This window comes from Streptomyces sp. NPDC047014, assembly GCF_040644195.1.
Lineage (GTDB): Bacteria > Actinomycetota > Actinomycetes > Streptomycetales > Streptomycetaceae > Streptomyces.
In genome coordinates, this window is sequence record NZ_JBEYVX010000061.1 from 1 (window position 1) to 17,574 (window position 17,574).

At 73.5% G+C, this 17,574-nt stretch carries 20 protein-coding genes; 4 read left to right on the forward strand and 16 right to left on the reverse strand.

What is annotated here, in order from left to right:
- Nucleotides 1–88: 88 nt before the first annotated feature.
- The 11 genes from ABZ873_RS25350 to hisD all read right to left on the reverse strand — a co-directional run bounded on the left by ABZ873_RS25350 (nt 89) and on the right by hisD (nt 9,175).
- A complete protein-coding gene (locus ABZ873_RS25350; RefSeq protein WP_360876058.1) occupies nt 89–706 on the reverse strand; it encodes an RICIN domain-containing protein in 618 nt (205 codons plus the stop codon).
- A 35-nt stretch (nt 707–741) separates the two neighbouring features.
- Nucleotides 742–1,350, reverse strand: coding sequence for an RICIN domain-containing protein (locus ABZ873_RS25355; protein WP_360876060.1), 609 nt, complete (start codon nt 1,348–1,350; stop codon nt 742–744).
- A 50-nt stretch (nt 1,351–1,400) separates the two neighbouring features.
- The gene (locus ABZ873_RS25360; RefSeq protein ID WP_360876062.1) at nt 1,401–2,978 is read right to left on the reverse strand and encodes an AbfB domain-containing protein; all 1,578 of its coding nucleotides are present in this window, start codon (nt 2,976–2,978) and stop codon (nt 1,401–1,403) included.
- 486 nt (nt 2,979–3,464) lie between these two features.
- Nucleotides 3,465–4,220, reverse strand: coding sequence for an imidazole glycerol phosphate synthase subunit HisF (hisF, locus tag ABZ873_RS25365; protein ID WP_360876064.1), 756 nt, complete (start codon nt 4,218–4,220; stop codon nt 3,465–3,467).
- Nucleotides 4,217–4,606, reverse strand: coding sequence for a RidA family protein (locus ABZ873_RS25370; protein ID WP_360876066.1), 390 nt, complete (start codon nt 4,604–4,606; stop codon nt 4,217–4,219). Before ABZ873_RS25370 ends, hisF begins: the two co-directional genes overlap by 4 nt.
- Nucleotides 4,603–5,331, reverse strand: a complete 729-nt coding sequence (gene priA / locus ABZ873_RS25375) for a bifunctional 1-(5-phosphoribosyl)-5-((5-phosphoribosylamino)methylideneamino)imidazole-4-carboxamide isomerase/phosphoribosylanthranilate isomerase PriA (RefSeq protein ID WP_360876068.1) — start codon at nt 5,329–5,331, stop codon at nt 4,603–4,605. The genes ABZ873_RS25370 and priA overlap by 4 nt, the downstream gene beginning before the upstream one ends.
- The gene (hisH, locus tag ABZ873_RS25380; protein ID WP_360876070.1) at nt 5,331–5,981 is read right to left on the reverse strand and encodes an imidazole glycerol phosphate synthase subunit HisH; all 651 of its coding nucleotides are present in this window, start codon (nt 5,979–5,981) and stop codon (nt 5,331–5,333) included. The genes priA and hisH overlap by 1 nt, the downstream gene beginning before the upstream one ends.
- Nucleotides 5,978–6,145 carry a hypothetical protein gene (locus tag ABZ873_RS25385; RefSeq protein WP_360876072.1) on the reverse strand — a complete coding sequence of 56 codons (168 nt, stop codon included), beginning with the start codon at nt 6,143–6,145 and terminating at the stop codon, nt 5,978–5,980. The genes hisH and ABZ873_RS25385 overlap by 4 nt, the downstream gene beginning before the upstream one ends.
- Nucleotides 6,146–6,147: 2 nt before the next feature.
- Complete coding sequence (gene hisB / locus ABZ873_RS25390; protein ID WP_360876074.1) at nt 6,148–6,741, reverse strand: imidazoleglycerol-phosphate dehydratase HisB; 594 nt, start codon at nt 6,739–6,741, stop codon at nt 6,148–6,150.
- Nucleotides 6,738–7,847, reverse strand: a complete 1,110-nt coding sequence (locus ABZ873_RS25395) for a histidinol-phosphate transaminase (protein WP_360876076.1) — start codon at nt 7,845–7,847, stop codon at nt 6,738–6,740. The genes hisB and ABZ873_RS25395 overlap by 4 nt, the downstream gene beginning before the upstream one ends.
- Nucleotides 7,844–9,175 carry a histidinol dehydrogenase gene (gene hisD, locus ABZ873_RS25400; protein ID WP_360876078.1) on the reverse strand — a complete coding sequence of 444 codons (1,332 nt, stop codon included), beginning with the start codon at nt 9,173–9,175 and terminating at the stop codon, nt 7,844–7,846. Before hisD ends, ABZ873_RS25395 begins: the two co-directional genes overlap by 4 nt.
- Nucleotides 9,176–9,357: 182 nt before the next feature.
- Between hisD and ABZ873_RS25405 the strand changes: the two genes are divergently transcribed.
- Genes ABZ873_RS25405 through ybaK form a run of 3 tightly spaced genes read left to right on the forward strand, consistent with a single transcriptional unit; the run spans nt 9,358 to nt 12,179 of the window.
- Entirely contained in the window at nt 9,358–10,899 is a 1,542-nt protein-coding gene (locus tag ABZ873_RS25405; protein ID WP_360876116.1) for an oxidoreductase, read from the forward strand.
- Nucleotides 10,900–10,933: 34 nt separating this feature from the next.
- Nucleotides 10,934–11,671, forward strand: coding sequence for an LON peptidase substrate-binding domain-containing protein (locus ABZ873_RS25410; protein WP_360876080.1), 738 nt, complete (start codon nt 10,934–10,936; stop codon nt 11,669–11,671).
- 10 nt (nt 11,672–11,681) lie between these two features.
- Nucleotides 11,682–12,179, forward strand: coding sequence for a Cys-tRNA(Pro) deacylase (gene ybaK, locus ABZ873_RS25415; RefSeq protein ID WP_360876082.1), 498 nt, complete (start codon nt 11,682–11,684; stop codon nt 12,177–12,179).
- Between the two features lie 78 nt (nt 12,180–12,257).
- Here the strand turns inward: ybaK and ABZ873_RS25420 are convergent, their stop codons facing one another.
- The 5 genes from ABZ873_RS25420 to ABZ873_RS25440 all read right to left on the reverse strand — a co-directional run bounded on the left by ABZ873_RS25420 (nt 12,258) and on the right by ABZ873_RS25440 (nt 17,106).
- Entirely contained in the window at nt 12,258–13,100 is an 843-nt protein-coding gene (locus ABZ873_RS25420; RefSeq protein WP_360876084.1) for a hypothetical protein, read from the reverse strand.
- A gap of 63 nt (nt 13,101–13,163) precedes the next feature.
- Nucleotides 13,164–13,850 (reverse strand): hypothetical protein, encoded by a 687-nt coding sequence (locus tag ABZ873_RS25425; protein WP_360876086.1) that lies wholly within the window; start codon nt 13,848–13,850, stop codon nt 13,164–13,166.
- Nucleotides 13,851–13,884: 34 nt separating this feature from the next.
- A complete protein-coding gene (locus tag ABZ873_RS25430) occupies nt 13,885–14,631 on the reverse strand; it encodes an ABC transporter permease (RefSeq protein WP_360876118.1) in 747 nt (248 codons plus the stop codon).
- Nucleotides 14,632–14,732: 101 nt separating this feature from the next.
- Nucleotides 14,733–15,707 (reverse strand): ABC transporter ATP-binding protein, encoded by a 975-nt coding sequence (locus ABZ873_RS25435; RefSeq protein WP_360876120.1) that lies wholly within the window; start codon nt 15,705–15,707, stop codon nt 14,733–14,735.
- 91 nt (nt 15,708–15,798) lie between these two features.
- Complete coding sequence (locus ABZ873_RS25440; protein WP_360876088.1) at nt 15,799–17,106, reverse strand: NYN domain-containing protein; 1,308 nt, start codon at nt 17,104–17,106, stop codon at nt 15,799–15,801.
- 219 nt (nt 17,107–17,325) lie between these two features.
- Between ABZ873_RS25440 and ABZ873_RS25445 the strand changes: the two genes are divergently transcribed.
- A complete protein-coding gene (locus ABZ873_RS25445) occupies nt 17,326–17,484 on the forward strand; it encodes a hypothetical protein (protein ID WP_360876090.1) in 159 nt (52 codons plus the stop codon).
- The last annotated feature ends 90 nt before the right edge of the window (nt 17,485–17,574 follow it).

The window sequence follows — 17,574 nt, forward strand, 5'->3', positions numbered from 1 at the left end:
CTGCCCAGCAGCTCTTTGGTCAGCACCCGCCCCCGCGCGGTGCCGGGCGGGCGGGCTCACGCGCCGCGCCCGGTCCCGTCGGCCGGACTCACTTGGCCGGCTGGACCTGCCACAGCTGGGCGCCGGTCCGGTTGCAGGTGAACAGCTGCGTGTTGACGCCGTTGTCCTTCTTGCCGCCGGTGACGTCCAGGCACATGCCGTCGACGTGCGCGGGCTGGAGTTCGTACAGCTTGCGGACGGGGTCGACGAGCATCAGCTGCCAGCGCTGGTGCTCCTTGCCGACGCACGCCCACTGCTGGATGACCGCACCGGACTTGGTGCCGGTGTTCTCCACTTCGAGGCACTTGCCGCTGACGGCGGAGCGCAGTTCGAAGGTGCCGCGCGCGGTGGCGACGGCGGTCCACTTCTGGGCGTTGGTGGTGGTGCAGGCGGACTGCTGGACGGGGACGCCGTCCGTGGCCTTGCCGCCCTCGACGTCCAGGCACTTGCCGCTGTGGGAGGCGATGAGCTGGATGGCCGTCTGCGGCATGGCGGAGCGGGACATGATCTCCTGGCGCGCGGCGACCACGGCCCGGGCGGCCTCCTGTGCCGCTTCGGCGGACTTGCGCGTGTCGTCGCTCCCGTCGGCCTGTACGGCGGTCGCGGTGCCGGCCAGGACGACGGCGGCGGTGCTCAGGGCCAGGGCGGCCCGGATGATCCGAGACATGGTGGGATCCGTTTCCTCTCGCGTGTTCGGGATGCTCAGGCGGCCGTGACCGGCTGGAGACGCCACTTCTGGGCGGTCGTGCCGTTGCACATCCACAGCTGGGCGCTCGCGCCGTCGTCCTTGCTCGCGGAGGCGATGCCCAGGCAGCGGTCCGTGGTCGGCGCCGTGTGGGTGGGCCGCAGCTCGTACAGCTCCTTGGCGATGTCGACCATGACCAGGCGCCAGCGCTGCTGCGGCACCCCGACGCACCACCACTGCTGGACGGCCGTGCCGGAGGTGATGGCCGCGCCCTCGACGTCGAGGCACTTGCCGGAGTGCCCGGCGCGCACCTCGAAGGTGCCGGCGCCGGTGGCCGCCAGGTCGAACCACTGGTTCTCGGCGCCGTCGGCGCACGCGGACTGCACGGCGTTGACGCCGTTGCGCAGGCTGGCCTTGGGGAGCGTGAGGCACTGGCCGCTGTGCTCGGCCCGGAGCTGCACGGTGGAGGGGCCGGCCGCCGCGGACGTGGCGGCGGCGGCCGCCGAGGGGGCGGTGACGGAGGCGGGCGCGGCGGGCGACTCCTCGGCGACGGCGGCGCTCACGCCGCCGACGAGTGCGGCGACACTGGCCCCGACGGCCAGGACGGATCGGACGATCCGAGACATGGGTGTTTCCGTTCTCTCAGGTCTGGGGTGAAGGGAATCGGCCGGGGCCGTCAGGGGGCGAGCGGGGCGGCGAACTTCCAGGAGATGTCCTGGGCGAAGTCCTTCTCCACGTCGAAGCGGTTCTTGCCGCCCGCCTTGTTGGCCGCGTACAGGTCGCCCTGGTACTGCCGCAGGAAGCGGCCCGGCTGGCTCGCCGACTCCAGGGAGATGCCGGTGGCGCCCGAGACCTTCTTGACGCACCAGGTGGCGTCCTTGCGGAACTGCGCGCTGTTGTCGCTCGCGAGCATCCGGACCCGGAGGTCCTTCGGGACCAGGTAGTAGCCGGGCTTGCGGACCGATTCGAGGGAGTAGCAGCCGGGCTGGCCGCCGAGCGCCGGGACGACCACCCAGGTGGCGTCCTCGCGGTCGGCCTGCTTGGAGCCCGCGGACAGGGGGGCGAGGAACGCCTCGCCGGCGTCGGGGGCGGACTGCCGCAGGAAGAAGCCGGCCGGCAGGCCGTTCGCCTGCTGGAACGACTGCCGCTTGGCCCGGTGCTGGCCGTCCATCAGGAACCGCGCGACGTCGTCGTCGCTGCCGGCCAGGGCCTTCTTCGCCGCCGCGACCAGGTTCGGGTACACGCCGGTCTTCTCGGCGGCCGCCTGGATCTGGAGGGCGAGCCGGCGGTTGGCGGCGGCGACCTCCTTGCGGCGCTTCTCGTCGTCCTTCTTGTACGCCTCTTCGGCGCCGGTGTGGATGAACTGCTTCCACACGGCCGGGTCCGGGCTGAGGACCGCGCGCTGGCCGGCCGCGAAGAGCTCGCTCTCCTTGGCGTCGGCCGGGGCCGTGCGCAGCAGTTCGCGGATGAAGTTGTCGTCGCTGAGGGCCAGTACGGCCTCGGACGGCGTGATGCGGAACAGCGCGGCGGCGCTGGTGCGGGCGGCCAGCTCCTTGCGGCGCTCGGCCTCGGCGCGGTTCTTCTCCTCCAGTTCCTTGAGCTCGTTGGCCACGTCGCGGCGGTGGGCCTCGCGGGCCCCGTTGACGATGAACGCCTGCCAGGCGGCGGCGTCCCCGGCGAGGGCCTGCGCGGCGGCGGCGCGGAGCTCGGGCCCGGCGGCCGCGTGCCGCATCACGGCGCGGATGAAGTTGTCGTCGCTCAGGTCGAGCAGGTCGGGGCTGTTCGGGATGCCGACCGCGATCAGTGCCTGGGACTTGGCGAGGCGGGCCGCGCGGGCGGCGTCGGCCTTGTCCTTCTCGCGCTGCTTGTCGACGGCGTACGCGTCGTGGATGCCGGTGGTGATGAACTGGACGTGGTCGTCGGCCGTTTCGCTCATCATGGCGGCCTCGGCGGCCAGCCGTACGGACTCGAATTCCTCCCCGCCGTCCCGGGCCTTCTGCCAGAGGGCGTGGATGAAGTCGTGGTCGCTGAGCAGCAGGACGTCCGGGCTGGGGTCGAGGCGTACCACGGAGGCGGCGTCCACGCGCTGCTTCTCGCTGGTTCCGATCCCGGCGGCGGCCGCGGTGCCCGACGGGGCGGCGACGGCGATCAGCGGCACGGCCACGGCGGTGACGGAGGCCAGGGCGGTGGCGGTCACCAGCCCGCGCGTGACGCCCCTGCGCATGCGGGCGGAGTTCGAGTGGCTCTTCTTCATTCTGCTTTCGGATCCCCCTGTGAGATCCCCGCACGCGGTTCCCATCGGTGCGGGGGTGGTCGGAGGGGCAGTCTTGAAGATTGCAAAGAGAGCGTCAAAACGGATTTTGCGATTCCTGACCGGATATCGACCTCACATACCGGCCAAGCGCTTATTTCTCGTCAATCTTTGGCCGAAAGTCGACTGGCCAGGACCAGAAGGGTCCTCGGCGCGTTAACGGAAGCAACTATTCCAGGCGCATGGCGCAGCGGGCCGGGACGGCGCGCGGCGCCCCCTCAGACCCCTGTCCCCCGTGCGGCACAAGGGATCAAGGACGCCCCGGCCCGGCGCTCCGCCCGCCCCGGCCGCGACGGACACCTGTCTGTAGGGGAGATGTAAGCAGAGTGTGGTCAGGCCCACACGGCCGGACCGGGCGCCGGATCCGGTTACCATGCGCCGCGATCCGGCCTGCCCGGCCTCCGGGTGCCCGGGGTGCCTCGACGTGCGTCAGCGCACCGGGTGGCCGGCCCCGCGCAGCGCGTCCTTGACCTGGCCGATGCGCAGGTCGCCGAAGTGGAAGACCGAGGCGGCCAGGACCGCGTCCGCCCCCGCGTCGACCGCCGGGGCGAAGTCCGCCAGGCGGCCCGCGCCGCCGGAGGCGATCACCGGCACGGTGACATGGCCGCGCACCGCCGCGATCATCTCCGTGTCGTAGCCGTCCTTCGTGCCGTCCGCGTCCATGGAGTTGAGCAGGATCTCGCCCGCGCCCAGCTCCGCCGCCCGGTGCGCCCACTCGACCGCGTCGAGCCCGGTCCCGCGCCGGCCGCCGTGCGTGGTGACCTCGAAGGAGCCGGAGGCCGTGCGGCGGGCATCCACCGACAGCACCAGCACCTGCCGGCCGAAGCGCTCCGCGATCTCCCGGATCAGCTCGGGGCGGGCGATGGCGGCGGTGTTCACGCCCACCTTGTCCGCCCCGGCGCGCAGCAGCCTGTCCACGTCCTCGGCGGTGCGGACACCGCCGCCCACCGTGAGCGGGATGAACACCTGCTCGGCGGTCCTGCGCACCACGTCGTACGTGGTCTCGCGGTTGCCGGAGGAGGCGGTGATGTCCAGGAAGGTCAGCTCGTCCGCGCCCTCGGCGTCGTACAGCTTGGCCATCTCCACCGGGTCGCCCGCGTCCCGCAGGTTCTGGAAGTTGACGCCCTTGACGACGCGGCCGTTGTCCACGTCCAGGCAGGGGATCACCCGTACGGCGAGGGTCACGGCGCCACCTCCCCGTACGCCTCGACCTCGACCTCGACGACCATGCCCGGGTCGACGAAACCGGAGACGATCAGCATGGTGGAGGCCGGCCGGACCGCGTCGAAGAGGGTCTTGTGGGCGCGGCCCACCTCCTCCACGTCCCGGGCGTGCGTCAGGTACATCCGCGTGCGGACCACGTGCTCGGGCCCCAGCCCCGCCTCGGCGAGCGCCTTGAAGGCGGCCTCGAACGCCTTGACGGTCTGGTCGTACGGGCCGCCCGCGTCGGCGGCGGTGCAGCCGGAGACGAGGACGAGCCCGTTGGGCAGCCGCACGGCGCGCGAGTAGCCGATGACGTCCTCGTAGGGGCCGCCGGAGGAGATGCGGCGGACGTCGGAGGAACTGCTCATGCGGAGACCACCTTCAGTGCTTCTTCCAGCGTGAATGCCTCGGCGTACAGGGCCTTGCCGACGATCGCGCCCTCGACGCCCAGCGGCACCAGCCCGGCCAGGGCCCGCAGGTCGTCCAGGGAGGAGACGCCGCCGGAGGCGACGACGGGCCGGTCGGTGGCGGCGCAGACGTTGCGCAGCAGCTCCAGGTTGGGGCCGGAGAGGGTGCCGTCCTTGCCGATGTCGGTGACGACGTAGCGGGCGCAGCCCTCGGAGTCCAGGCGGGCCAGGGTCTCGTAGAGGTCGCCGCCCTCGCTGGTCCAGCCGCGGCCCTTGAGGGTGGTGCCGCGGACGTCGAGGCCGATGGCGATCCGGTCGCCGTGCTCGGCGATGGCCCGGGCGGCCCATTCGGGGGTCTCCAGGGCGGCGGTGCCGAGGTTGACGCGGGTGCAGCCGGTGGCGAGGGCCGCGGCGAGCGAGGCGTCGTCGCGGATGCCGCCGGACAGTTCGACCTTGATGTCCATGGCGCGGGTGATGTCCGCGACGAGGTCGCGGTTGTCGCCGGTGCCGAAGGCGGCGTCGAGGTCGACGAGGTGGAGCCATTCGGCGCCGGACGCCTGCCAGGAGAGGGCGGCCTGCAGCGGGGAGCCGTAGGAGGTCTCGCTGCCGGACACGCCGTGCACGAGGCGGACGGCCTGGCCGTCGCGGACGTCGACCGCGGGGAGCAGTTCGAGCGTGTTCGGCATCAGAGGGTCTCGATCCAGTTGGTGAGGAGCTGGGCGCCGGCGTCGCCGGACTTCTCGGGGTGGAACTGGGTGGCCCACAGGGCCCCGTTCTCGACCGCCGCCACGAAGCGTTCGCCGTGGGTGGCCCAGGTGACCTTGGGGCCCCTGATCCGGGGGTTGGTGACTTCCAGGGTCCAGTCGTGGGCCGCGTAGGAGTGCACGAAGTAGAAGCGGGCGTCGGCGTCGAGCCCGGCGAACGCCTGGCTGCCGGCGGGCGCCTCGACGGTGTTCCAGCCCATGTGCGGGACGACGGGGGCCTTGAGCGGGCCGACGGTGCCGGGCCATTCGTCCAGGCCCTCGGTCTCCACGCCGTGCTCGATGCCGCGCTCGAAGAGGATCTGCATGCCGACGCAGATGCCCATGACGGGGCGGCCGCCGGAGAGCCGGCGGCCGATGATCCAGTCGCCGCGGGCCTCCTTGAGGCCCTTCATACACGCGGAGAAGGCGCCGACGCCGGGGACGAGGAGTCCGTCGGCGTCCATGGCCTTGTCGTAGTCGCGGGTGATCTCCACGTCGGCGCCGACCCGGGCGAGGGCCCGCTCGGCGGAGCGGACGTTGCCGAAGCCGTAGTCGAAGACGACGACGGTCTTGGTGGGGGTGGCTGCGCTCATGCCCAGATACCTTCGATCCGCAGGACTCCGGCGGCGAGGCACATCGCGGAGCCGATGGCGAGCAGGACGACGACCGAGGTGGGCATCTGCTGCTTGTGGAAGGAGTAGACGCCGCCGGCCAGGAAGAGGCCGACGACGATGAGGATGGTGTTGAGGCCGTTCACGACTAGAGGGCGCCCTTCGTGGAGGGCAGGATGCCGGCCGCGCGCGGGTCGAACTCGGCGGCGTAGCGCAGGGCGCGGGCCAGGGCTTTGAACTGGCACTCCACGATGTGGTGGGCGTTGCGGCCGTAGGGCACGTGGACGTGCAGGGCGATCTGGGCCTGGGCGACGAAGGACTCCAGGATGTGCCGGGTCATCGTGGTGTCGTACGAGCCGATCATCGGCGCCATGTTCTCGGGCTCGGTGTGCACGAGGTAGGGGCGGCCGGAGAGGTCGACGGTGACCTGGGCGAGGGATTCGTCGAGCGGCACGGTGCAGTTGCCGAAGCGGTAGATGCCCACCTTGTCGCCGAGGGCCTGCTTGAAGGCGGCGCCGAGCGCGAGGGCGGTGTCCTCGATGGTGTGGTGGGAGTCGATGTGCAGGTCGCCGTCGGTCTTGACGGTGAGGTCGAAGAGGCCGTGGCGGCCGAGCTGGTCGAGCATGTGGTCGTAGAAGCCCACGCCCGTCGAGACGTCGACCTTGCCGCTGCCGTCGAGGTTTATCTCGACGACGACGGAGGTCTCCTTGGTGGTCCGTTCGACCCGTCCGATGCGGCTCATGCGTGCTGCTCCTTCTTCAGTGCGCGAACCGCTTCCAGGAACGCGTCGTTCTCCGCCGGGGTGCCCGCGGTGACCCGCAGCCATCCCGGTACGCCGTTGTCCCGGACCAGGACGCCCCGGTCGAGGATCTTCTGCCAGGCGGTGTGCGAGTCCGCGAACTTCCCGAACTGGATGAAGTTCGCGTCGGACTCGGTGACCTCGTAGCCGATGGCCCGCAGTTCGGTGACCAGGCGGTCCCGTTCGGCCTTGAGCTGCTCGACGTAGCCGAGCAGGGTGTCGGTGTGCTCCAGGGCGGCCAGCGCGGTCGCCTGGGTGACGGCCGACAGGTGGTACGGCAGGCGCACCAGCTGGACGGCGTCGACCACGGCGGGGTGCGCGGCCAGGTAGCCGAGGCGCAGTCCGGCGGCGCCGAACGCCTTGGACATGGTCCGGGAGATCACCAGGTGGGGCCGGCCCTCGATGAGGGGCAGCAGCGAGTCCCGGTGGCTGAACTCCACGTACGCCTCGTCGACGACGACCAGCGAGGGCTTGGCGGCCTGCGCGGCCTCGTAGAGGGCGAGGACGGTCTCCGCCTCGACGGCGGTGCCCGTGGGGTTGTTGGGCGAGGTGATGAAGACGACGTCGGGGGCCTGCTCCGCGATGGCCCGTTCGGCCGCCGCCACGTCGATGGTGAAGTCCTCGCGGCGCGGGCCGGAGATCCAGCCGGTGCCGGTGCCGCGGGCGATGAGCGCGTGCATGGAGTAGGAGGGCTCGAAGCCGATCGCGGTGCGGCCGGGCCCGCCGAAGGTCTGCAGCAGCTGCTGGAGGACCTCGTTGGAGCCGTTGGCGGCCCATACGTTCTCCAGCGCCACCGGGTGCTTGCCGGTACGGGTGAGGTAGGCGGCGAGCGCGGTGCGCAGCTCGACCGCGTCCCGGTCGGGGTAGCGGTTGAGGGTGCGGGCGGCCTCGGTGACGCGCTCGGCGATGCGCCGGACGAGGGCTTCGGGCAGCTCGTACGGGTTCTCGTTGGTGTTGAGCTGCACGGGCACGTCGAGCTGCGGGGCGCCGTACGGGGACTTGCCGCGGAGCTCGTCGCGGATGGGGAGGTCGTCGATGCCGAGGGTCACGGGGTCGGCACCTTCCATCCGAACCGGGCCTTGAGGGCGGCGCCGTGCGCGGGCAGGTCCTCGGCCTCGGCCAGGGTCACCACGTGGTGGGTGACCTCCGCGAGGGCGTCGCGGGTGTAGTCGACGATGTGGATGCCGCGCAGGAAGGACTGTACGGACAGGCCCGAGGAGTGGCAGGCGCAGCCGCCGGTGGGCAGCACGTGGTTGGAGCCGGCGCAGTAGTCGCCGAGGGAGACCGGCGCCCAGGGGCCGACGAAGATCGCGCCGGCGTTGCGGACGCGGGCGGCCCATGCGGCGGCGTCGGCGGTCTGGATCTCCAGGTGCTCGGCGCCGTACGCGTCGACGATCCTGAGGCCGTCCTCCAGGCTGTCGACCAGCACGATCGCGGACTGCTTGCCGGCCAGCGCGGGCTTGATCCGGTCCTCGATGTGCTTGGTGGCGGCGACCTGCGGCTCCAGCTCCTTCTCCACGGCCGCGGCCAGCTCCTCGGAGTCCGTGACGAGCACGGCGGCGGCCAGCGGGTCGTGCTCGGCCTGGCTGATCAGGTCGGCGGCGACGTGCACCGGGTCGGCGGTGGAGTCCGCGAGGACGGCGATCTCGGTGGGGCCGGCCTCGGTGTCGATGCCGATCCTGCCGGTGAAGTAGCGCTTGGCGGCGGCCACCCAGATGTTGCCGGGGCCCGTCACCATGTCCACCGGCGGGCAGCCGTCGGGCCCGGAGGTGCCGTACGCGAACATGGCGACGGCCACGGCCCCGCCCGCCGCGTACACCTCGTCCACACCGAGCAGCGCGCAGGCGGCGAGGATGGTGGGGTGCGGCAGGCCGCCGAACTCGCGCTGCGGCGGCGAGGCGAGCGCGATGGACTCGACGCCCGCCTCCTGGGCCGGGACGACGTTCATCACGACGGAGGACGGGTACACCGAGCGGCCGCCCGGGGCGTACAGCCCCACGCGCCCGACCGGGACCCACTTCTCGGTCACGGTGCCGCCGGGCACCACCTGGGTGGTGTGCTCGGTACGGCGCTGCGCGCGGTGCACGATCCGGGCGCGCCGGATGGACTCCTCCAGGGCGGCGCGGACGGCCGGATCCAGCTGTTCCAGGGCGGCCCGCAGGGCCTCCGCGGGGACGCGAACCCGCGTGAGCTCGACCCCGTCGAACTTCTGCGCGTACTCGATCAGCGCCGCCGTGCCGCGATGATGGACGTCCTCGCAGATGGGCCGCACCTTCTCCAGGGCGGCTTCCACGTCGAACTCGGCACGGGGCAGCAGATCGCGCAGGGCGCCACCCTCGGGGAGGGTGTCACCGCGCAGGTCGATACGAGAGATCACCCGCCAATTCTCTCAGACCGCTTCGCACCGCGGTCCGCCCGTATCACTGGCTGATACACGCCCCGGACGTCACAGGGGCCCGTTAGCGTGCCTCTACACGTACATGACAGCGGAGGGGGGCCGCCGTGGCCGAGGCGCGTGCGGGCGAGGAACCGGGGGATCTCAGCACCGCCGAGCGGCTGATGTGGGAGGCGTTCCGGACGGGCAGCGTGTGCGACCTCAGCGCCCGCGCCGCGGACCACGACGATCCGCATTCCGACCGCGTGTGGGGGCCCGAGCGCAGTGTCCGCGCCGAGGTGGTGGCCCTGCTCCTGCTGCACGGCCCGCCGCCGGTGCCGGGCCGGGTGGCCTCCCTCAAGCTGCGCGGCGTACGGGTCACCGGCCGCCTGGACCTGTCGGGCGGGACGGTGGACCCGTACGTGGAGCTGCGCTCCTGCCGCTTCGACAGCGAGGTCCAGCTGTCCGAGTCCCGTTTCGGCACGCTGCGCCTGGTCGACTGCGCCGTCCCCCGGCTGGACGCCTCCCGGCTGCACACCGAGGGCGATCTGCACCTGCCGCGCTGCCGGGTGGCGCGCGGGATCCGGCTCACGGACGCGCAGATCGGCACGGACCTGCTGGTCAGCCAGGCGGTGGTGCAGCGGGACTCCAAGGGCCGGGCGATCACCGCGGACGGGCTGTCGGTGGCGCAGGACTTCCAGGGCGAGCTGCTGGAGACGCACGGGGAGGTGAGCCTGCGCGGGGCCAAGGTCGGGGTGTCGATGAGCCTGCGCGGGGCCCGCCTGAGCAACCCGTACGGGCGCCACGCGCTCAACGCCCCGCAGCTGACGGTCGAGCGCACCCTCTACCTGACCTCCGTGGCCATGGACCAGGGCCCGGGCGGTACGGCCTACTCCACTCCCCCGTACGGGCTGGGCCGCACCCCGACGCGCGGCCAGCGCGCGCAGAGCTTCGAGTGCCGGGGCGGGCTGCGGCTGGACGACGGCCGCTTCGGGGACGCCGTGGACTTCTTCGGGGCGCGGTTCCTGCTGGCCGACGAGCAGGAGCTCTCCCTGCGGCGGATCCAGACCCCCGAGTTCCGCTTCGTCGGGGAGGGGCCGGAGCGCGGCCGGGTGGTGGTGTCGGGGGCCAAGGTGGTCAAGCTGGTGGACACCTCCACCAGCTGGCCGGGGCCGGGCCGGGTGTCCATCGAGGGGTTCCAGTACGAGATCCTCGCGCCCCGGGGCCATTTCCCGCTGGCCCGCCGGATGGCCTGGCTGGAGGCGGCGACGCCCGAGTACTCGCCGGAGCCGTACGAGCGGCTGGCCGCCGTCCTGCGGGCCAGCGGCGAGGACGCGGAGGCCCGCGAGGTGCTGCTGGCCAAGCAGCGGCGGCGCCGGGCCACGCTGCCGACGGGCCCGAAGGTGTGGGGGTACCTCCAGGACTGGACGGTGGTCTACGGCTACCGGCCCGGCCGGGCCGCGCTGTGGATGGCGGTGCTGTGGGCGGCGGGGACGCTGTTCTTCTCGCAGCTGGACCCGCCCGCGATCAAGGAGGACGAGCATCCGCAGTGGAGCGCCCCGCTGTACGCGCTGGACCTGCTGCTGCCGGTGATCGACCTCGGCCAGCAGGGGCAGTGGAAACTGGCGGGCGGCTGGCAGTGGGGGGCCGCGGCCCTCGTCATCATGGGCTGGATCCTGGCCACGACGGTGGCGGCGGGGGCCTCCCGGCTGCTGCGGCGGGGGTGACGGGCGCGGTCCCCGGACGATTACGCTGTGCGTCGTGACCACCGTTCGCCTGCCCCTCTTCCCGCTGAACTCGGTGCTGTTCCCGGGACTCGTCCTCCCGCTGAACATCTTCGAGGAGCGCTATCGCGCCATGATGCGCGAGCTGCTGAAGGCGGGCGAGGACGAGCCGCGCCGCTTCGCGGTCGTCGCGATCCGCGACGGCCGGGAGGTCGCCCCGACCGCCCCCGGGCTGCCGGACCCGACCGCCGTGCCCGAGCGGGGCCCGGCCGCGGGCTTCGGCGCGGACCCGATCCAGGCGTTCCACCGGGTGGGCTGCGTGGCGGAGGCGGCGACGATCCGCGAGCGGGAGGACGGCAGCTTCGAGGTGCTGGCGACCGGCACGACCCGGGCCCGCCTGGTCTCGGTCGACGCCTCGGGCCCCTTCCTGACGGCGGAGCTGGAGGAGCTGCCCGAGGACGCGGGCGACGGCGCGGGGGTGCTGGCCGAGGGGGTGCTGCGGGCCTTCCGCAGCTACCAGAAGCGGCTGGCCGGGGCCCGCGAGCGCTCCCTGACGGCCGCCGAGCTGCCCGACGAGCCGTCGGTGGTCTCGTACCTGGTGGCCGCGGCGGCGGTCCTGGACATCCCGGCGAAGCAGCGGCTGCTCCAGGCCCCGGACACGGCGACCCGGCTGGCGGAGGAGCTGAAAATGCTGCGCGCCGAGACGGCGGTGATCCGGCACCTGCCGTCGCTGCCGGCGGTGGAACTGACCCGGGCTCCGACGAGCCCCAACTGACGGGGGACCGATGGCGAAGAAGACGAAGCAGGCGGCGGCCGGTACTCCGGCGATCGTGGCCCTGACGGCGGCCGGGGTCGCCTTCACCACGCACGCGTACGAGCACGACCCGGCGGTGTCCTCGTACGGCGAGGAGGCGGCCGAGGCCATGGGGGTCTCCCCCACGCAGGTGTTCAAGACGCTGGTGGCGGACGTGGACGGGGTCCTGACGGTGGCGGTGGTCCCGGTCTCGGGCTCGCTGGACCTCAAGGCGCTGGCGACGGCGGTGGGCGGCAAGCGGGCGGCGATGGCCGATCCGGCGCTGGCGGAGCGCACCACGGGCTATGTGCGGGGCGGGATCTCCCCGCTGGGGCAGCGCAAGCGGCTGCGCACGGTGATCGACGAGTCGGCCGCCGAGCACCCGACGATCTGCTGCTCGGCGGGCCGCCGCGGGCTGGAGGTCGAGCTGTCGGCGGCGGACCTGGCGGCCCTCACCTCGGCCACCCTGGCCCCGATCGCCCGCGCGTAGAACCGGGAAGCCCGTCCCCAGGGCCGGGAAGCCCGCGCCCGGGGCCAGGGACCCGCGCCCGGAGATCCGCGGCCGCGCCTACGGCCGTTCGAAGGACTGGAGCACGCCGCCGGCGGAGAAGCACAGCGCGCCGGTGAGCGTGCCCCAGTTGGCGATGTCCAGGCTGACCAGGTCCCCGGTGCCGGGCCGGGTGAAGGCGGCCACGGCGGAGGCCATGAACAGCGCGGACCCGAGCTGGTTCACGGCGACGATCCACCAGCCGAGGCTGCGCGAGCGCAGACAGGGCCAGGGCCGGTGGCAGATCTCGGCGAAGGCCAGGTGCCCGGAGATCAGGAAGAGCACGCACCCGATCACGTCCGGGGTCCAGATCAGCCGGTTGACCTGCTGGACGCTGAGCCCCTGGAGGAAGGAGTCCAGCAGGTTGACCCCGAAGACCAGGGTGCCGACGAACAGCACGAAGGTGCTCAGCCAGTCCAGCCGCATCGGCTCGTAGCCCCACCAGCGCCAGCGGGCGGTGACCAGCCGGCCGCCGTCCTCGGTGTGCCGGGGCGCGTTCAGCACCTGGAGCAGCGAGACATAGCCGCCGGTGTTGAAGAACAGGCCGCCCGCGAAGTAGATCGCCGCGCTCTCCATGGCGTTCCCGGAGCCGAACTGGGAGACGGCCGCACCGAGGGCGAAGAGCGCCCCGCCGACGACGAACGCCGCCGAGGCCACCGCGTTGAGCCGGCGCAGCCGGGCGAGGATCCCCGGCTCGGCGGTCGCGGTCCGTACCGCGCCCCCGTCCGGCCGGCTGACCGACAGCACCCCGCGGCGGCGGGCGGGCCGGGACTCCCACACCACCGTGCCGCCCTCGGGGCGGTACCAGGTGCGCCGGGTGGTGAACGGTCCTGCGCCGTCGGCGCGCTGCTCGGGCTGTCCCACGGCCCGAGCGTAGTCGCCCGCACGCCGCCCACCCCGGCAGCGAAACGTGCCGTACGGCCGGGATCAGGGGCGCGGGGTCTCCGGCGCGGCCGGCGGCGGCCCGGCCTCCGCGGGGGTGGCCGGGGCGGCCGGGGGCGGCGCCTGGTAGTAGCCGCTCCAGCCGAAGACGGGCTCCGGATCGGGGTCCCGCGGCCCCCACAGCGCGGTCAGCCCCAGGTGCAGCAGGACGGCGGCCATCGGCCAGGCCAGCAGCGCGCCGTGCGCGAGCAGTTGCAGCGGTGCGTCGAAGGGCACCCCCTTGCCCGCCCGGGCCGCGGCGGCCGCGAGATCGGTCGGGGAGGAGCCGAGCCACAGCCCGAAGCGCCAGCCGGCCAGCGCGGCGAAGCAGGAGCCGACGGCGAGCCCGATCACCAGCGGCACCCCGCCGGTGCGCCGCCACAGGAACACGCCGACCGCGCTGAGCAGGCCCAGGCCCACCGCCAGCAGGAAGAAGGTCCCGTCGGCGGCGATCCGCGCCTCGCTCTCGGTGTCGCGCAGGAAGACGGCCTCGCCGTTGGAGAAGTACTGCGCGCGCGGCGCCAGCCACGCCCACAGCAGGCCGAGGAGCAGCCCGGCCACCCCGACCACGAGGGCGACGACGGCCCCGTCGCGGATGTCCGCGGCGGTGATGGCCCCTGCGGCGGCGCCCGGCTTCTCGGGCGGCGGCGACGGCGGGTCGAACGGGGACGGCGGGGTCACGGCTTCGGTCACTCCCACATCGTGCCAGGTATACCTGTGCGCGGCGTCAGCGGACCGCTGCGCGGCGGTACGCCCAGGTGGCGAGGGCCAGTGAGGCCACCCCTACGGCCCCGCACACCCCGAGGTCGACCAGGACGGCGCCCCAGTCGGGCCGCGTCTCGAAGGTCCGGGCGAACGCCTCCACGCCGTAGGTGGAGGGCAGCAGGTCCCGGGCCCAGACGATCACCTCGGGCATCCGCTCGGGCGGCAGCACCCCCAGCAGCAGCGCCGCCGACATGCCGAGCTGCCCGGCGAGGGTGGCCAGCTCCTGCCGCGGGGCGAGCAGCCCCAGCGCCGCGCCGAGCCCGGCGAGCGCGGCCCCGGCCAGCGGGACCACGGCGGCCAGGATCCACAGCCCGCCCATCGGCAGCCCGAAGAGCAGGCAGCCGAAGACGGCGGTGACGAGGGTGCCCGGCAGGGTGAAGGAGGCGTAGGCGCCGGCCGCGCCCAGCACCACCGAGGCGGGCGGGACCGGCAGGGTGGCGTAGTGGTCGAGCCCGCCGCCGGCCCGCAGCTGGCCGAAGTACTGCGCGAGCAGGTTCAGTGCGACGAAGGCGACGACGAGGACCGAGGAGCCGGCGACGACGGCCCGCGCCTCGGAGCCCCCGTCCACCACCCCCCGCATCAGGATCATGATGCCGACGGACTGGAAGGTGGCGACGAACAGCAGGGGGATACGGGCCACCCGCGCGCGGGACAACTGCGCCCGGTAGACGGCCGCGAGCGAGGGGAAGAACCGCGCCCCGGGCGCCAGCGGCGCGGGCTGCGCGACCGCTTCGGGCCCCTCGGCGGTGGCCGGAGCCGGTGCGGCCCCGGGCGCGAGCACGGCCCGGACGGCCCCCGCGGAACGGTCGCTCACGACTTCACCAGCCCTTTCGTCTTGCCGCCGAGGGCCAGGTACACGTCTTCGAGGCTGGGGGTGGCCAGGGTGAAGTCGTCGAGCGCGGCGAAGGCCGGGCCCCCGGTGACGGAGGCCACCGCCGCCCGGGCCTCGTCCGGCGCCAGCCGGAGCACCCAGCGGCGCCCGGACTCCACGGCGTGCTCGCGCAGCCGGGCCACCTCGGCGACCTCCAGCGGGGCGCGCTCGCGCCAGACCAGTTCCAGCCGGACCTCGTCCGCGACGGTGGCCTTGAGGCCGGCCGGGGTGTCGCAGGCGATGACCCGGCCCTGGTCGATGACGGCGACCCGGTCGAGGACGGTCTCGGCCTCGATGACGTTGTGGGTGACGAGCAGGACGGTGGCCCCGTGCTGGGCGCGCCGCCGGTCCACGGCCGACCAGACCGCCCGCCGGGCGACGGGGTCCATGCCGGTGGTGGGCTCGTCGAGGACGAGGACGGGGCGCTCGCCGACCAGGGCGGCGGCGAAGCAGGCGAGGCGCCGCTGGCCGCCGGAGAGCTTCTTGAGGGGGCGTCCGGCGAGCGCGGTGAGCCCGAGTTCGTCCAGGACGGCGTCGCGGGCCGTGCGGGCGGCCCGTGCGTCGAGTCCGCGCAGCCGGCCGGTGGTCTCGGCGGCCAGGGCCACGGTCAGCTCGTCCAGGGCGGTGGACTCCTGGCCCAGGTAGGCGAGGAGCCGGGAGGCGCGGCCGGGGTGGCGGACCAGGTCGTGGCCCAGGAGGGTGACGGTGCCGGAGTCGGGCCGGAGCAGGCCGGTGAGCTGGCGGACCAGGGTGGACTTGCCGGCGCCGTTGGGGCCGAGCAGGCCGAAGATCTCGCCGCGCCGGACGTCGAGGCGGATCCCGTCGTTGGCGCGGGTCTCGGGCAGGGCGGGGGCCCCGCGCCTGCCGCGGACGGCGGGGTAGGTCTTGACCAGGTCACGCACCGCGCAGACCACGTCCGACGCCGCTCCCGCGGCGGCCGCCGTGCTGTTGTCCGCGTGTGCTGTGCCCGTACTCACGAGGGAGCAGCCTACGGGGTTCCCGCCCCTACTCGGTTGCCGGGGTCAGCGGGGCGGTGAGGTCCCCGGGTGTTCCTCCCGGTGCGGTGGCCGGTACGGCGGCCACGTGTTCGGCGGCCGCGCGGACGTCGATCTCGCGCCAGAACCCGGCGCGGATGGCGTAGCGGTCGTGCTCGTCGATCTGGTCGTCCTTGTGGGCGAGCAGGCCGAACCGGGCGGCGTAGCGCAGCAGCTCGCCGTCGATGCGGTGCGGGATCCGCGGGTACATCGTGGCGAGCTTCTGCAGGTGCGCGCTCTCCGGGAGGCGTTCCATCCAGCGCCGGGCGAACACCTGTCCCACCTCGAAGGGGTCACCGCCGACGGTGGTGATGTCCTCCTCGCGGTCGGCCCAGCGCTGTTCGGCGCTGGTGAGCTGGGCGAGGGTGGGCAGGGAGGCGGTCTCGGCGGGTTCGCCGAGGGGTCCGGCGCGGTCGATCCAGCCCTTGTCGGAGGACCAGCGCAGGGCGCTGGTGGGCACGGGGGCGCTCGGGGCGGGCTGCGCGGGCCCCGTGGGATGGCCGGGGGCGCGGAGGGCTCCGGCGAGGTCCTTGGGGGTGGGTACGGGCTTGCCCCCGGGCGCTGCGGGTGCCGGTACGGGTGCCCCCTCGCGCTCCTCCTCCCCGTCGGCGGCGGTCCCGTTGCGGGCGGCCTCGGCGAGCGCCGCCTCGGGCAGCGGCGCCGAGAGGATGGCGGCGATGTCGGGGCGCGGCACGGGCGGCGGGGAGCACAGTCCGGTGAGGTCGCGGGCGCGGACGGCGCGGGTGATCCAGGCGCGGTCGAGGACGCGGCGCTCGTCGGCCTCGGCGACGAGGTCCTCGGACTGGTTGTAGTCCCCGTCGGCGGCCTGGACGGCCCACAGGTGGACGGCGACGCCGTGCTCCTTGGCGGACATCAGGCCGGGCAGCAGGTCCCCGTCGCCGGTCACGAGGACCACGTCGGAGCAGGCGCGGTTGCGGGCGAGCTCGGTGAGCTCGGCGTGCATGGCGGCGTCCACGCCCTTCTGGGCCCAGCGGCCGTCGCTGCGGGTCAGGGCGCCGAGCCGGACGGTGACGCGGGGCATGACGCGCAGCCGGCGGTGCTCGGGCTGCGGGACGCGGTCGGGGGCGCCGTCGAACCAGTAGATGCGCAGGAGGGGCTGCTCGGTGTCGGCCTCGGCGCGTTCGCGCAGTCCCTGGATGAGGGCGGCGTGGTCGACGGTGATCCGGGAGCGGGAGGGCTCCCCGGCGAGAAGGCTTGCGGCGGCGCCCAGCAGGTAGCCGGCGTCCACCAGGACGACGCAGCGGTCCACGCGTTCCACCCTCTTCCCTGGGGGTTCCCTGTGTTTTCACGGGTTCCCCGAGTCTGCCCGACCTCGCGGGTGTTGAAGGCCGGAACTCGATCATCGGCGTGGCGGATCTCACGTTCCGGCCGGGCGGAGACCCCGGCTACACGTAGTAATGATCCAAAATGCGCGGTTTCTGGCGCTGTGTGAGTGTGAAGGCGGTCCTGGCCCCTAGACCCTCACGGAGGCTCCACCATGGCCAAGAACAAGCAGCAGAAGCAGCCGAAGCAGCAGCGCTCGACCGGGCAGGATCCGATGCGCGGTTCGGACGGCTCGCCGGAGCAGTCCTCGCAGGCGCCGAGCCCGATGGACCTGGCCCACAAGAGCAAGCAGAAGAAGTTCGGCCACAACTGACGGCTTCGCCTCGGTCTGTGACGTTCCGAAGTCGCAGGAGGCCGGAAAGGGCCTGCCCGGCATCGCCGGGCAGGCCCTTCCGTGTGCGGC